This window comes from Acinetobacter sp. BIGb0102, assembly GCF_003815055.1.
GTDB classification, from domain to species: domain Bacteria; phylum Pseudomonadota; class Gammaproteobacteria; order Pseudomonadales; family Moraxellaceae; genus Acinetobacter; species Acinetobacter vivianii.
In genome coordinates, this window is sequence record NZ_RKQE01000001.1 from 56,695 (window position 1) to 73,041 (window position 16,347).

Genomic DNA, 16,347 nt, shown 5'->3' on the forward strand with positions numbered 1-16,347 from the left:
TATAGCAGATTTTAACGCGATAAAAAATGCCAGCAATTGCTGGCATTTTATTTGAATCCAAGAGGAGAGGGATTTAAGGAATCTCTTCTTCTTCAAATTCAGGTTTAACTTGAACAATAAAGTCCTGACGATTCAGACCACGCCATAAAGCGAATGCTGTACCGATATAAATCGATGAGTAAGTTCCCACGAATACACCGACAAACATGGCAACAGAGAACCAGTGTAAGCCATCACCACCCAAGAACATCATGGCAAGGACCACGAGTAATAAAGTCATCGAGGTGTGGATGGTACGACGTAAGGTTTCTGTCAGTGCAATATCAACGATTTCACGAGGTGTGGCACCGCGAATCTTACGGAAGTTCTCACGGATACGATCCGATACAACGATGTTATCGTTGAGCGAGAAACCAATCACTGCAAGTACCGCAGCCAATACGGTTAAGTCGAAAGGCCACTGGAACAATGCGAATGCACCGATAATAATGACGATGTCGTGGAATAACGACATGACCGCACCCATCGCGAGTTTAAACTCGAAGCGGATGGTCACGTAGATCAGCATCAAGATCAATGCAAGCGCCACTGCACCCGCAGAACGCACATAAAGCTCATTACCTACTGCACCGCCGACAGAGTCCACTTTATGAACTTCTACGGTGTTATTTGGCAATTGAACGGCTTTGGTGATACTATTGCTAAGGTCTTCGACGTCCAGATCTTCTTGTACAGGCATACGGACGATCAGATCCGTATTACTTCCTAGAGTTTGTACTACTGCATCTTTAAAGCCAGCACGATCCAGTGCCTGCACCACTTGCGATGGCTGCACGCCTTGCTTGTAGTTCAATTCAGCAGAAATACCACCAGTGAAGTCCAAACCGAGGTTTAGACCTTTGGTCGCGATAAAGAAGATACTCGCAATCGTCAGCAGGATCGAGAAGATAGCCGCAGGTTTGGCAATCTTCATGAACGGGATAATTTTCAGGTTATCCGGGCGACCGTATTGTTTTGAGTCTTGTTGAGTCAGATCAGTCATGTGAATCTCCTTAAATACTCAACTTTTTCAAATTACGGCGTTTGCCATAAATGAGCTGTACGATGGCACGAGTTACGGTAATTGCAGTAAACATCGAACACACAATACCAATCATCAAGGTCACAGCGAAGCCTTTAATCGGGCCTGTACCAATAGCGAATAAGATAAACGCAACGAGGAATGTGGTTAAGTTCGAGTCAAGAATGGTGTTATAGGCTCGATCATAACCCGCCACAATCGCCTGTTTTGGCGAGGCGCCCCAGAGCATTTCTTCCCGTATTCGTTCACAGATCAGGACGTTGGCATCGACCGCCATACCGATGGTAATGACGATACCCGCAATACCTGGCAAGGTGAGGGAAGCTCCAATCCAAGACATCACGGTTAAGATCATGGCAAGGTTAAAAACCAAGGCAAAGTTTGCGATTAAACCGAATAAACGGAAGAATACAACCATCCAGATCGCAACCAGTAAGAAGCCGATCTGAGTCGATAACACACCTTTGTCAATGTTTTCCTGACCTAAGCTTGGACCAACTACACGTTCTTCTACGAAGTACATCGGCGCAGCAAGTGCACCTGCACGAAGCATCAAGGCAAGTTCAGCCGCTTCTTGTGGTGAATCTAGACCGGTAATACGGAATTGTGAACCAAGCACCGCCTGAATGGTTGCAGCATTGATCACGACAGATTCAGTATATGGGGTACGAACTTCGGTTTGAACGCCAGTATTCGGGTCTGCAACGTAAGAGATTTTTTGTTTATTTTCAATAAACAGTACCGCCATACGTTTGCCGACAGCACCACGCGTTGCATCTGACATGAGCTTACCGCCCGCAGTGTCTAGCGTGATGTTTACTTCGGCGCCGCCTGAGTCCTGACTAAAGCCAGAGCTTGCATTCTGAACACGTTCACCCGTCAAGATACGGTTACGTTGCAACAGCAACTGACGACCGCTATCAAGTGATTGGTAAGCGAACACTTCAGTGCCTGGAGGAAGTGGCTGACCGTTATATTTACCCGTATATGGATCGATATATTGATCATTACTATCCGCAACCAGACGGAATTCTAAGTTTGCTGTACGACCCAAGACACGTTTTGCTTCCGCTGTATCTTGGACACCGGGTAATTCAACCACAATACGGTTGCTACCTTGTGTTTGTACCAAAGCTTCTGCCACACCTAGTTCGTTAATACGGTTACGTAAGGTGGTTAAGTTTTGGTTGACTGCATAAGATTGAATTTCCTGACGACGTGTATCGGTATAATTCAGTCTTAAGGTTGCACCAGATGAAGTCGCAACAGCCTGTTGTGTAAACTCATTCCCATTGCGACGCAAGAAATCAGTCGCTGCATCACGGTCTGCATTATTTGCAAACTGGACAGTAATGGTGTTGTTGTTTAACGCCAGATTGTTAAATTTGATTTTGTTATCACGGAATTGACGACGCAAATCAGTCGCAGATGTTTCCATACGCTGACTAATTGCTTTATCCATGTCGACTTCGAGCAAGAAGTGTACACCGCCACGTAAGTCCAAACCGAGTTTCATCGGTTTCGCACCAATCTTTTGCAACCACTCAGGTGTGGTTGGTGCAAGGTTGAGTGCAACTACATAGTCATCACCGAGATCACGACGAAGGACTTCTTTCGCTTTTAACTGCGCTTCAGAAGAATTTAAACGTAATAATGCCGCGTTGTTGGTGAAGCTATTGTCGTGACTGCTAATATCGGCAGTTTTTAAAATCTGCTCAGCTTTTTGCACGATGGTCTGATCAATCTTGGTGCCTGCTTTGGCCCCAGAAATCTGGACAGCAGGTTCATCTGGATACAGACTTGGAAGTGCATATAACGTACTGATCACAAGGACAACCAGGATCAGTAAATATTTCCATGCAGGGTAACGCATTCGCTTTCTTCTTAAATGAAAAAGTCGTGCTGAGGCACGACTATTTTATGATTAAAGGTTATTTAATGTGCCTTCAGGTAATACTGAAATGACACTCGCACGCTGGATTTTTACTTCAACACCACGAGTGAGTTCAACAACTGCAAAGTCACCTTCGAGTTTGATAATTTTCCCCATTAAACCACCAGCAAACACGATTTCGCTGCCTACACCCAAGCTCTCGATCAAAGAACGATGTTCTTTGGCACGTTTCGCTTGTGGTCTCCAGATCAAGAAGTAGAAAATTGCGATAAATACCGCGATCATCAACAAGTTAGCCATCAAGCTTGGACCTTGTGTCGCAGCAGGGGCAGCGTGAGCAGTAGAGATGAAAAGACTCATTTCGTTTTCCTAAAATTAAAAAGCCAAAAAATTAACAATAAATTCCAATTCGTTTTGCAATGTACCTTGTCTTGCGATCAGGCGCAAATCTTGATGAATTAATCTTCAGGGCAAGGTGGAACGTCTAATCCACGACGTGCATAAAAGTCCTGAACGTATTCATCAAATGTGCCGTTATCCAGTGCATCACGCATACCTTGCGTAAGGCGTTGGTAGTAACGCAAGTTATGGATTGTGCCGAGCATTGACGCCAGCATTTCACCGCACTTCTCTAAATGATATAAATAGGCGCGCGTAAAGTTTTTACAAGTGTAGCAATCGCAATGTGGGTCTAATGGCCCTTTATCATGACGATATTTGCTGTTACGGATTCTAACCAAACCATCGGTCACAAAATAATGACCATTACGTGCATTACGGGTTGGCATCACGCAGTCAAACATATCTACACCACGGCGTACCGCTTCCACGATATCTTCTGGTTTACCTACACCCATCAAGTAACGTGGTTTGTCTTGTGGCATTTTGTTTGGTAAATAATCAAGTACCTTGATCATTTCTTCTTTCGGTTCACCTACCGACAAGCCACCAATCGCATAACCATCAAAACCAACTTCTAACAAGCCTTTCAGTGACTCATCACGCAGGTCTTCGTACATGCCACCTTGAATGATGCCGAATAAAGCATTTTTATTCTTAAGCTCATCATGGTGGTGGGTTTTACAACGTTTTGCCCAGCGTAAAGAAAGCTGCAATGATTTTTGCGCTTCTTCATGTGTCGCAGGGTAAGGGGTACATTCATCAAAAATCATCACGATGTCTGAATTGAGTACCTGTTGAATCTCCATCGAAATTTCTGGAGACAGGAATACTTTTGAACCATCGATTGGCGAACGGAAGGTGACACCTTCTTCTTTGATCTTACGCATTGCGCCCAAGCTAAAGACTTGGAAACCGCCAGAGTCGGTCAAAATCGGTTTATCCCATTTGATAAACTCGTGCAGACCACCGTGCTCTTTAATGACTTCCAAGCCAGGGCGTAAGTAAAGATGGAAGGTATTACCCAGAATAATTTGTGCCTGAATGTCTTCAATATCGCGTGGCAACATGCCTTTCACAGTACCGTAAGTACCGACCGGCATAAATACAGGTGTTTCAACCACACCATGCTCTAAAGTGAGTCGACCACGACGGGCGCGCCCCGACTGGCCTAATTTTTCAAATTTCATACACTATCCATCAAGGCGAAAAAACAGTTCGCTGATCAAAAGCGGCTATTTTCCTTGATTATGGCGTCCAGTTCTACTACTAAATGTAGCGAGAGATAAAATAGATTTAGTTTGATAAGTTTTTGGTGATATTTGCTCGAATGTTGATGAGCAAATACTGATTTACGTGAATAAGGTTTTTGCATTTTGTAATGCGACATTTGTGAGGAAATTTGCTATCGAGATGGCGGCATGGATGCCGCCGCGTTAGACTGCGGTAGCAGGGATGTACCTGTACCGTCAGTCTATGAACAGCGATTAAAGCTGTGCAAGGGTTTTGGTTACTTTTGCCAAAACAAAAGTAACTCCAACCGAAGGTTTTTACTGAAATGAGTGAGATAACTATAAGACGCTAATATGTTTAACTACCGCACTAAAAATTCGGCTTATAGTCAAAATTTTCAGTCGCGAGATTATCCTTAAAAGGACGAATCGTCTTCTTGGATAAAGTCAGGGTATTGATCAAGTTGTTTGGAAACACTTCGATCTGGTTATTAAACAATTCCACGTTACGGTTAAAGATGGTGATAGCAGCACCAACATTTTCATTTTGTTCCTGAATGTCATCCATCATTTTGCTATACAGCGCATCCGCTTTCAGTTCAGGATAATTTTCGACCACCACATTCAAGCTACGGATCAGCTCTTTGCTCATTTTCTCAATCTGTTGTAACTGTGAAATATCCGTGTCATTGACATTAAGATTCAGAATCTGCTGACGTAACTCAGTGACTTTTTCCAAAGTTGATTTTTCAAACTGGGTATATTGATCCAGCGTCGCTTCGAGAGCTTCCAATGTCTTTACTTTTTGACGCTCGAAGTTAGCCACTTCTGACCACGCACGTTTGGTGGCATTAAAATATCGTACGATGTTGTTGCGAATAGAAACGCCCCATACGATTAGTACTACAAAAATCCCCAAGAAGATCAGTAAACCTGTCATCACATTCCCCTTATTGTTATTTCCCTTAAATTCTCGCTTTATTAAAAGAGAGCTTGGGAGAATTATTGAATTACATTTAGCATCAACTGTTGAAATTTCTGATATTGCGGCATGGTCATAGTGCGCAAGTGTCCGCGTAATGCTGGAATATCATGAATTTCACTGCGTTTACTGGCGGTTTGGAAAAGATTTTGTTCGCCCACGTAACACAGGATTTGCTCTTGATGATGATAAATTAAATCACCTGTAAAATGTTGAAAAAAATCATGTAATTTTAAGGTTAAACTCGGGCTGATTTCCTTGGCTAACTGATGTTGATTCAGTCCAAAAATATTCAATTCCTGATTAATCAAAATATCGCTGCTTTGCCATGAACTGGTGTAGGGTTCAAAAAAACGGGAACGCTGATTACTGACAGCAATCCCTAAGTTGGGCATTTGAAAAATAAAGGCACCCCACAAATCTTTATGAATTTCTTTGACGATTTTCTTATCATTGCCTTGATCTTGCAAAATTGGCATTTCATTGACGTAGTGATATTGAAAAAGCAGCACTTGATGCGTGGTCGTGCCATCATTCCACGTCGTTGATGCATAGTGCGTGATGTCGTTGGATTCACTGCCACGATTAAATAAGGGAAAATGTTGCTTTAATTTACTCATCACCAGTAGTGGTTGCGCCTGAATGGGTAAATAAGCAGGCAGTTGCTGGAACTGTAAACCATAACGCAATACCGTGATGCGTTCTTCTAAATAACGAATCACACGAGTCAGTGGTTCTTGCGGTTCATACAATAGATAAGCGAGAAAACCGGTCAGAAATGCCCCGAGCAGACTCCAGATGTATTGAATATGCGGATGGAGAAAATAGCCGAAGACCAGCGTTCCGATACTGATGATGCCCAGCAGGTAGGGAAGGGCATTAAAGAAACAAAGATTATGGTCTTCACGCCAAGGATGCAGCGCATCTAACAAATCCTGATCGCTATGCGATTTTTGTCCAGCCTCCCACAAACGGGCGATATTTCGGAACACCTGCGCATTTTTTTTACGTCGGATATGGAGAGCTTGTTGTACTGTATCGATCGGCATGGAGGTTTTATTTCATTATAATTGCTTTGTATGAACTGAATTATGCTTTAAATTTCAGAAACTAAGAAGGGTATAATCTGAATTGGGCGGTATTTTTTATTTTAATAAACAGTGGCCTGTTTAATCTATTCTGAAAAAAAATAGGCTAAACCTGAATTTAGCCTATTGATCTGTTTTAAGCATCGAGCTTGTCCACCAACATCGCATCGCCATAACTAAAGAAGCGATAACGTTGTTCCACTGCATGTTTATAAGCAGCCAAGATATTATCCCGATTCGACAAAGCTGAAACTAGCATTAATAAGGTCGATTCTGGTAAATGGAAGTTGGTAATCAAACGATCCACGATACAGAACTGATAACCTGGATAAATAAAGATCTGCGTATCGCCTGTCCACGCTGCAATTTTGCCTTGATTGGCTTGCGCTGCACTTTCCAGCGCACGGGTCGCCGTAGTGCCTACCGCAATCACTTTATTACCGCGTGCTTTGGTTGCCAAAATCAGGTCAATCGTGGCTTGTGGAACATCACACCATTCACTGTGCATAATGTGATTGGTAATGTCTGTAGTGCGTACAGGCATAAATGTTCCTGCACCGACATGTAAAGTGACAAAGGTTTTTTGCACACCTTTTGCTTCTAATTTTTCTAATAAGCCTTGGTCGAAATGCAAACTAGCTGTTGGTGCAGCAACACTGGCAATTTTTTCAGGATCATGGAACACGGTTTGATAACGTTCAGTATCAATCTCTTCGGCTTCACGATTGAAATAAGGTGGAATCGGGAGCTGACCGTATTGATCCAGTATCGACAAAATCGGTTGTGAAAACCTCACCACAAACAGATTTTCATGGCGACCTTGTACGGTGACAGGTACAGCATCTTCACCGATATACAGTTCTGCGCCTGCTTTTGGTGAGTTACTTGATTTGATATGGCAATGGGCAGTGTGGGTATCCAACATACGTTCAACCAGCACTTCGATTGCGCCGCCTGTAGCACGTTTTCCTTTTAAGCGTGCTTTCATGACTTTGGTGTCATTCAGTACCAGCAAATCACCATCTTCAAGTAGATCGAGAATATCGGTAAACGCATGGTCATGGTATTGACCTTGGCTATCGATATGGAGCAGGCGAGATGCGCTACGGCTGTCTAACGGATAGCGAGCAATAAGTTCATCGGGGAGATCAAACGAAAAGTCGGAGAGTTGCATACATCGGAAACATTGCAAAAATTGGGCGTAGTATAGTCTTTTTTGTGTTTTCTCGCTGAGTTCGTGTGTTTATAAGCAGAAAAATATCTGAGTGATTTAAAAGTGAGCAATAAGCGTGAGTTAGTGTTTGACAATAAAATCAAACAGGTTATTATACGCAACACAAAGCATCGCACTCTTCCCGAGGTGGTGAAATTGGTAGACGCGGCGGACTCAAAATCCGCTGTCAGAGATGACGTGTCGGTTCGAGTCCGACCCTCGGGACCAAGATTCAAAGACCCCAAGCTGGTATTAAAGGCTTGGGGTTTTTTAATGGGAAAATAAAAGATTATAAATAGGGTAATAAATAGTGATTAACTCGCTGGTTGAATTATTTTTATAAAAAATGATTGAAATTTTTATTTTGCATGAAAATATTTTATGCAAGAAAGTCTAGGATTGTCTTTTCATCTCATGCGAAAAATAGTTTCAGATTCCTATGTCTGTCACAAATTCTGCTGTGATATAATTTAATTTTTTTAGTCAAAAAATTTTAGTTTTATTATCTTATATAACTTTAATTCTTATTTTATTTATATAAGATAAGAAGATGCTATTTTGATAAAATGCTATGGTTAATTTGAGTCTATAAATAGAGTTGTGGTGCGCTAATTCATAGTGTTAAATTTTTTTGAATTGTGTAAAATGCATGATAATAAACTGATAAAGATATTGTGGGTATGTTTGAAGAGTTGGAAATTTCAAGAGAAAAAGTATCTAAATCTTTAGTGCTTGTGGAGGATTATCTGGGTCTATTAAATAAAAAGGGAGTCCGAGAAGTTTATATGGAGGCTGTGGAAAAAATAAAAAAAGAGCTTCTTCTTTTTGATAATAATATAAGTAATATTTTTGATAATTTTTTGAAAGATATCTCAAGTAGAGTTGGTGATAAAGAGGGGTTTTTAAATAATGATTTTGTTGATAGATTGGATGCAAATATAATTCAACAATATAATTCAAATTTAAAAGAAAGAATGAAATCAATAGATTTAAATTATATGAAACAAGGTTATTTTGAGGATGATATTCAGTTTTATAAGATGATTATAGATTCTTTTGAAAGTGTGAATAGATTGAGGTTGGATTTTTTAAAATTTTACAGAGAGATTAAATCTAAATACAAATCCTCTTCTGAAGGTATGCTAAAGATAGAAAATGACTTTTATAACTATACGAATGAAAAGAAAAAAGAGATTGAAGTAAATTTTATTTCATTTGAAAATAAAATTAAATCTGTGGTTTCAAAATATAATGTAACTAATGATGATCTAAATGATTTAAATAAATCATATTTGGATATTAGTGAGAAAGTAAAAGGTATATATAGTCAGTTGACTGATATTAATGCAAATATTTTTAATTTGAATGATGAGCTTAATAAAAAAATTAGCGAGTTTGATACAGAGTTGAAGGTTAGAGCAGATCGTGTTGAGAAGAAAATAAATGATAATACAGTTGCTGTATTGAAAGATTTTGTCAAGGATTTAGATGAAACTGAATCACTAATTACGCAAGAGGTAAATTCAATTAAAAAAACTTCAAGAGGTTTTAAAGATTTTATTAGTGATGAGACTTCAATTAAATTAACAGATGACTATAAAAGTAAAGCTAATTTTGAAATGACTTCCTACTATTTTTTTAATTTTTTGAGTCTTGCAATTATAAGTTTTGCTATATATTTTTCTTATTCAAGTTTAAGTGACTTTGCTACTAACCATATCGGTTATTATACTTCGCTTGATTTAGCTTATCTTGGATTAAGACTTATATTTTCAATTCTAATTTTTTCTACTATAGCATTCACATCAAGGCTAGCATCGAAAAGTTATATATATTGGAAAAAGAACGAAGGAGTTTTTTTACGTTTAACTGCTCTTAAATCATTTATTGCAGATATGTCAGAAGCTAAGAAAGAAGAAATACATGAAAAACTCGTAGATGTTTACTTTGGTAAGGATGAACAAGAACAGAATTTAAATCAAAAATTGAAAGACTTGCCTAATAATATTACACAACTGTTAGGTAAAGTTGTTGAACAAACTTCAGTAGTTTTAGATGCCTCTAAAACTACTAAGAAAGATGTAGAGTCTGCTACAGATAGGTCTAATACTAATTAATCCTATAATTGTAAGATTTAATTCTAATCGTCTAGTGTTTTATGTAAATGCTCCTTTCTCAATATTTCTTTCGAAGTCTGCTTTAATATTGGTGTGGCAGACTTCTGGTTTCTCTAATCATGTAAATTCACAAAAAAGGTATTTTCTTAAACATAGTTAATGTTGGAATTACCCCAAGTTAAAATTCAATGAAATTTCACGTTTTGTTGCGAATTGATTGAATCAACAATTGCCTTTTCTGTTAAAGTTTGTTAATACTAAGTGATAGTTTTCACATTTTTTCTATAAAACGTAAAGAACCGTATAACGATAATATTCGAGAGGCGGGAATGGCGATTCAATTATTAGAACTACAGCAAGCCGAAAAGTTAAGTGCTTGTAAAATCTCTCTTTCTTTGGGGCTAAACTCAGAGCAGAACCTGCTTGAGCAATTTTTACAGTTTAACCGTAAATTGATGCAAGCCAGTACTGCACTACTCGCTTTTCATCAGGAACCGTACCTTTGGCATCGTTGTCCTGAAAAGTTACAAGCGATTGATGCTTCCAAGATTACCAAAAGCTTAAATACCCTATTTGTGAATGGCGATTTGGTCGACTGTGACCATCCGCAATATCAAACCCTATTGGCATTTTTACATCCGATTAAAAAGAAAGTCCAGTCAGCGATTGCCTTACACCTCAGGCATCCAGACCAGACATCACTCGGTTATATCATCCTGTTTGATGAGGCTGCACAAGGCTTTAGTGAATTACAAAAACAACTGTTGCAAGAGCATAGTGTCAATTTCATGCAACAGCTGGAATTAAAATTTAACCATGATGAACTTAAAGAATTATACGAACAAGAGGCTGCACTGAATTTTAGTAAAACCAAATTCTTTTCCATTATTTCCCATGACTTACGTGCACCATTTCATGGCTTGTTAGGCTTCTCGGAAATACTCGCGAAAGAACGTGATACCTTGGATGAGTCGAGTATTCAGAATATTGCCGATTATCTTTATGATACCTCGCAGTCGACTTATAACTTATTGGAAAGCTTACTGAATTGGGCAATGGCAGAGGGTGGGCGCTTTGTCTATCATCCCATTAACTTCAAGTTACGTCAGATCACCAATATTGTGACCGATATCCTGAAAACTTTGGCGATTAAAAAGAATATTCAACTGATTAACGAAGTCGATGAAAACCTGAAAGTCTATGCCGATATGAATATGATTACTTCGGTGATTCAGAATCTGGTTTCCAATGCACTGAAATTTACCGATGTCGATGGTTCTGGCAAAGTTTATATTCAGGCGCAACATAAAGGTACCTATGTCGAAATTTATGTCAAAGACACAGGCTTAGGTATGACCCAAGAACAAATTAAAGATTTATTTCAGCCACGTATTACCATGAGCTATAAAGGTACCGCAGGAGAAAAGGGTGCTGGACTCGGTTTAAGTTTATGCAAGCGCTTTGTGGAAATGAATCTGGGTGAAATCAATGTGACTTCCAATGAAGAGGAAGGCACAGTATTTACAGTGCTGCTTCCGATAGAACGTGAGCAGGTTGATTTATGTACAAGTCAGGCAAAAACCAAAGCAAAATTAGTCTAAAGAGATTTTAAAGATAAGCTTGTAACTGATATAACTAACCAAGATGAGATGACATCAGTCGAGCCTTTTTATATGAATGCGGAACAGCTACAAAAAACCTTGGTCGCAAGCCAATACGCTGAACAAGTTTTAAATTTATACCAAGCAGAATTAGAACAAGATTATAACCAAGATCATTTTCTTGATGCATTGTCGACTGAAACCATCTATCAAAAAGTTCAGCAGGCTGTGGCTGAATGCAGTAATGAACAAGCATGGATGAAGGCTTTACGTATTTTACGTGCCAAGTTGATGTTTCGCTGGATTTGGCAAGATGCCAATCAATTAACCAATGTGGTCACACTAACGCGCGAACTATCTGATTTTGCTGATGCCAGTATTTGTGCCGCCAAAGATTTTGCATTACCACCTTTACTCGCCAAGCATGGTGAACCGATCGGTTATTCAGGCCAGTTGCAGGATCTGATTGTCATTGGCATGGGTAAGCTGGGCGCTCAAGAACTGAATCTGTCTAGTGATATCGATTTGATATTTGCCTTTGATGAACAGGGCGAAACCAATGGGCGTAAATGTATTGATGTGCAGCAGTTCTGCATTTTGTGGGGACAGAAATTAATTTACCTACTGGATCACATTACTGCCGATGGTTTTGTATTCCGTGTCGATATGCGCTTGCGTCCGTGGGGCGATGGCTCGGCTTTGGCGATTAGCCATAGTGGTTTGGAAAAATATCTGAGCCAGCATGGGCGTGAATGGGAACGCTATGCATGGATTAAGGCACGCGTGATTACGGGCGGCAAAGCGGGTGCAGAGTTACTGGAGATGTCGCGTCCGTTCGTATTCCGCCGTTATGTTGATTATTCTGCTTTCGCGGCCATGCGTGAAATGAAGGCGATGATTGAGCGTGAAGTCATGCGCCGTAATATCGAAGAGGATATTAAGCTTGGCGCAGGCGGGATTCGTGAAATCGAATTTATTGTGCAGGTGTTCCAGCTGATCTACGGTGGATCGAAGCGTGAACTGCAAGATCGTCAATGTCTGGTCAATTTGCATCATTTAGGTGAAGCGGAGTTGCTGGATCAGCAGGCGGTGATTGATCTGGAAGATGCTTATCTATTTTTAAGACGGGTGGAGCATGCAATTCAGGCCTTGAATGATCAGCAAACCCAGTCCTTACCAACGGAACCTGAACTGAGACAACGGATGCTGGATACATTAGGCTTTGCAGATTGGCCTGCATTCCTAGAGCTATTGAATAAGAAGCGTGACAAGGTCAAAGTCCAGTTTAAACAGTTGATTCAAGAAAAAGAATTTTCTGAACCTGTAGATGATTTCGTTCAGCTTGAGCAAAAACTCAATGCAGTACTTGATGACAATGCCAAGAATCTGATTCAAAACTTCTGGCATGGACAAGCCTTACGTAAAATTCCTGCCAGTGCCTTAGAGCGCTTAAAGAAATTTTGGCCACATTTGATTGAAGCGATTTTACAGTCTGATCAGCCGCAAGTGGCTTTATTACGTTTAATGCCTTTGGTTGAATCTGTATTACGCCGTACCGTGTATCTGGTGATGCTGATGGAAAGCCGTGGTGCATTACAGCGACTGGTAAAAATGTCGACCGTCAGTCCGTGGATTTGTGAAGAACTGGCGCAATATCCAGTGCTTTTAGATGAATTCCTGTCTATGGATTTTGGTCTGCCGCAGCGACAGGATCTGGAAGATTCTCTGCGTCAGCAATTGCTTCGGATTGAGATTGACCAAGTCGAAGATCAGATGCGGGTATTGCGCTTATTTAAAAAGAGCAATGTATTGACGGTCGCTGCCAGTGACGTGTTGGCAGAAAGCCCTTTAATGAAAGTGTCGGATGCACTTACCGATATTGCCGAAGTCAGCGTACAGGCAACCTTACGTTTGGCCTATGAAGCTGTCGCTGCGCGGCATGGTTATCCTTTGGGTAATGACGGGCAACGTTGTGGTCTGGACCGTAAAGGCTTCGCGGTGATTGCGTATGGGAAATTAGGCGGCATTGAGCTGGGTTATGGCTCAGATCTGGATCTGGTATTTATTCATGCGCTTGAAGAGCAAAGTGAAACCGATGGTCGCAAAGGCATTAGTGGGGCTGAGTTTGCCATTCGGGTGGCACAGAAGTTTATGTCGCTGATGACCACGCAAACTCTTGATGGACGTGTCTATGAAATTGATACGCGCCTGCGACCTTCGGGTGAAGCAGGTATGTTGGTCACCAGTTTAAAAGCCTATGAACAGTATCAACAGAAAAACGCATGGTTATGGGAACATCAGGCTTTAGTCCGTGCCCGTTCGATTGCGGGTGATCAAGGTTTATGCCAGCAATTTGAGCAGATTCGCTGCCAGATCCTGACGCAAGTTCGTGATGAAAATGAAGTGCGTGAAGAAGTGTTAAAAATGCGTCAAAAGATGAAAGATCATTTGGGATCATCTTCTGAGCAAAAAAAACATGGTATTTTTCATTTAAAACAGGACTCAGGTGGTATCGTTGATATCGAATTTATGGCACAGTATGCTGTACTTGCATGGAGTGGGACGAATACAGATCTCGCCCATTTTTCCGATAATGTAAGAATTCTAGAAGATGCTGCTAAAGCAGGCTGCTTATCCAGTGAAGATGCCACAGCATTAATACACGCTTATCTCCGTGAACGAGCTGAGAGCCACCGTTTAGCACTTGCAAACCAATCTATGCAAGTTAATGCTGCGGATTGGCACGATACCCGCGAGATCGTTTGCAAGTTATGGCAAAGATTAATTGATCCAACTGCGATAGCATTGGAAAGTGAATAATTGTGTAAAAAAGAAAATGGAGTATGTGCGATGAGTTTGGCTGATCGTGATGGTTTTATTTGGCAAGATGGAAAATTGGTTGATTGGCGTGATGCAAAAATTCACGTCCTGACTCACACATTACACTACAGTATGGGTGTCTTCGAAGGCGTCAGAGCTTATGAAACACCGAATGGTACTGCAATCTTCCGTTTGCAAGATCACACTAAGCGCTTATTAAATTCAGCAAAAATTTATCAAATGAATGTTCCATTTGATCAAGCGACATTAGAACAAGCACAAATTGATGTTGTGCGTGAAAATAAACTGGCTTCTTGCTACTTACGTCCATTGATCTGGATTGGTTCTGAAAAGCTTGGCATTGCAGCGACAGAAAACACCATTCATGCAGCAGTTGCGGCATGGGGTTGGGGTGCATATTTAGGTGAAGAGGCAATGGCACGTGGTATTCGTGTAAAAACCTCTTCATTCACGCACCATCACCCTAACGTGACCATGTGTAAAGCAAAAGCATGTGGTAACTATACGGTATCAATTCTGGCACATCAGGAAGTTGCACGTTCAGGTTATGACGAAGCAATGTTGCTTGACCCACAAGGCTTTGTTTGCCAAGGTGCGGGCGAGAACGTATTCCTGATCAAAGATGGCGTACTACATACACCTGATCTGGCTGGTGGTGCGCTTGAAGGGATTACCCGTCAAACAGTTATTACCATTGCCAAAGATTTGGGTTATGAAGTGGTTGAGCGCCGTATCACGCGTGATGAATTCTACATTGCAGATGAAGCATTCTTTACTGGTACTGCGGCTGAAGTCACGCCAATTCGTGAATACGATGACCGTGAAATCGGTTGTGGTTCACGTGGTCCGATTACCACTGAAATCCAGAAGACTTTCTTTGATGCGGTTCAAGGCCGTAATGAGAAATATGCACACTGGTTAACTTATATCAAATAAGTTCAAATCAGCGCAAAGGCGGAGCTTAGGCTTCGCTTTTTTATTGACGAATTAATAGTAAAAAAAAGCCTAGGCTCTATGCTAAGATGGCAATATATTCAGTGCATATGTCTGAACGTTTTTAAGTTTTATCTAAAGCGGGACAGCATATCTCAAGCAATTAAGGTTATCAGATGGTAGATATTCAACAAGATTCGGCAACTCCTGAAGACAATGTCATTTTGTGTATGAAATGGGGAACCAAATATGGTGCCGAGTACGTTAACCGTCTCTATAACATGGTCAAACGTCATCTGACTTTGCCATTTAAAATGGTTTGTTTAACTGACCGTACTGAAGGGATTGATCCCAATATTCAATGTTTTCCGATTCCATCACTGGATCTGCCTGCGGGTAGCCCTGAACGGGGCTGGAACAAGCTTTCGACCTTTGAACCTGATTTATATGGTTTAAAAGGTAATGCATTGTTTATCGATCTGGACGTGGTGATTGTTGATAATATTGATTGCTTCTTTCAGGCCGAAGGTGAGTTTCTGGTGATTCATGACTGGAAACGTCCATGGCGAATTACTGGCAATAGTTCAGTGTATCGTTTTAAACTAGGTGCTTTCCCTGACGTTCTGCCATATTTCCGTGAGAACTTTAATGAAATCCGCGAGAAGTTCCGTAACGAGCAAGAATATCTGTCTTGGTTTATGCACAAAGAAGGCAAGCTCAGCTATTGGGATAAAGACTGGTGTAAGAGTTATAAATACCATTGTTTAAGAAAAGTTCCTTTTGCTTACTTCCAGCCGCCCGTTAAGCCTAAAGGCGCAAAAATTATTATTTTCCATGGCGAGATCAATCCACCTGATGCGATCAGTGGTGGAGGCGGTAAATGGTATCGTTATGTCTTGCCATCGGATTGGATCAAAGAATCTTGGCAGTAAGCTAAATAGGTGTCATTGCTAAAATTAGTGATGA

Annotated in this window: 12 protein-coding genes and 1 tRNA gene; 6 read left to right on the forward strand and 7 right to left on the reverse strand. The window is 40.8% G+C overall.

Annotation, left to right across the window (positions count from 1 at the left end; translation table 11 throughout):
• Nucleotides 1-73: 73 nt before the first annotated feature.
• The 7 genes from secF to queA form a co-directional block, all read right to left on the reverse strand.
• The gene (secF, locus tag EC846_RS00315) at nucleotides 74-1,042 is read right to left on the reverse strand and encodes a protein translocase subunit SecF (RefSeq protein ID WP_047429292.1); all 969 of its coding nucleotides are present in this window, start codon (nucleotides 1,040-1,042) and stop codon (nucleotides 74-76) included.
• A 10-nt stretch (nucleotides 1,043-1,052) separates the two neighbouring features.
• Entirely contained in the window at nucleotides 1,053-2,954 is a 1,902-nt protein-coding gene (secD, locus tag EC846_RS00320) for a protein translocase subunit SecD (protein WP_123773741.1), read from the reverse strand.
• 51 nt (nucleotides 2,955-3,005) lie between these two features.
• On the reverse strand, nucleotides 3,006-3,335 hold the full coding sequence (gene yajC / locus EC846_RS00325) for a preprotein translocase subunit YajC (protein WP_004775585.1): 330 nt from the start codon (nucleotides 3,333-3,335) through the stop codon (nucleotides 3,006-3,008).
• Between the two features lie 98 nt (nucleotides 3,336-3,433).
• The gene (gene tgt, locus EC846_RS00330; protein ID WP_005289237.1) at nucleotides 3,434-4,564 is read right to left on the reverse strand and encodes a tRNA guanosine(34) transglycosylase Tgt; all 1,131 of its coding nucleotides are present in this window, start codon (nucleotides 4,562-4,564) and stop codon (nucleotides 3,434-3,436) included.
• 412 nt (nucleotides 4,565-4,976) lie between these two features.
• On the reverse strand, nucleotides 4,977-5,546 hold the full coding sequence (locus EC846_RS00335; RefSeq protein WP_004775583.1) for a LemA family protein: 570 nt from the start codon (nucleotides 5,544-5,546) through the stop codon (nucleotides 4,977-4,979).
• 62 nt (nucleotides 5,547-5,608) lie between these two features.
• On the reverse strand, nucleotides 5,609-6,637 hold the full coding sequence (locus EC846_RS00340) for a hypothetical protein (RefSeq protein ID WP_123773742.1): 1,029 nt from the start codon (nucleotides 6,635-6,637) through the stop codon (nucleotides 5,609-5,611).
• A gap of 175 nt (nucleotides 6,638-6,812) precedes the next feature.
• Entirely contained in the window at nucleotides 6,813-7,850 is a 1,038-nt protein-coding gene (gene queA / locus EC846_RS00345; protein ID WP_123773743.1) for a tRNA preQ1(34) S-adenosylmethionine ribosyltransferase-isomerase QueA, read from the reverse strand.
• A gap of 180 nt (nucleotides 7,851-8,030) precedes the next feature.
• Here queA and EC846_RS00350 point away from each other — a divergent pair.
• From EC846_RS00350 to EC846_RS00375, 6 genes are all read left to right on the forward strand, one after another.
• Nucleotides 8,031-8,117 (forward strand) — tRNA-Leu (locus EC846_RS00350).
• 452 nt (nucleotides 8,118-8,569) lie between these two features.
• Nucleotides 8,570-10,006 carry a hypothetical protein gene (locus EC846_RS00355; RefSeq protein WP_123773744.1) on the forward strand — a complete coding sequence of 479 codons (1,437 nt, stop codon included), beginning with the start codon at nucleotides 8,570-8,572 and terminating at the stop codon, nucleotides 10,004-10,006.
• Between the two features lie 329 nt (nucleotides 10,007-10,335).
• Nucleotides 10,336-11,607 carry a sensor histidine kinase gene (locus EC846_RS00360; protein ID WP_123773745.1) on the forward strand — a complete coding sequence of 424 codons (1,272 nt, stop codon included), beginning with the start codon at nucleotides 10,336-10,338 and terminating at the stop codon, nucleotides 11,605-11,607.
• A 72-nt stretch (nucleotides 11,608-11,679) separates the two neighbouring features.
• Complete coding sequence (gene glnE / locus EC846_RS00365; protein ID WP_123773746.1) at nucleotides 11,680-14,427, forward strand: bifunctional [glutamate--ammonia ligase]-adenylyl-L-tyrosine phosphorylase/[glutamate--ammonia-ligase] adenylyltransferase; 2,748 nt, start codon at nucleotides 11,680-11,682, stop codon at nucleotides 14,425-14,427.
• Between the two features lie 30 nt (nucleotides 14,428-14,457).
• A complete protein-coding gene (locus EC846_RS00370; protein ID WP_004775537.1) occupies nucleotides 14,458-15,384 on the forward strand; it encodes a branched-chain amino acid transaminase in 927 nt (308 codons plus the stop codon).
• Between the two features lie 173 nt (nucleotides 15,385-15,557).
• Complete coding sequence (locus EC846_RS00375; RefSeq protein WP_004775535.1) at nucleotides 15,558-16,313, forward strand: hypothetical protein; 756 nt, start codon at nucleotides 15,558-15,560, stop codon at nucleotides 16,311-16,313.
• Nucleotides 16,314-16,347 lie beyond the last annotated feature (34 nt).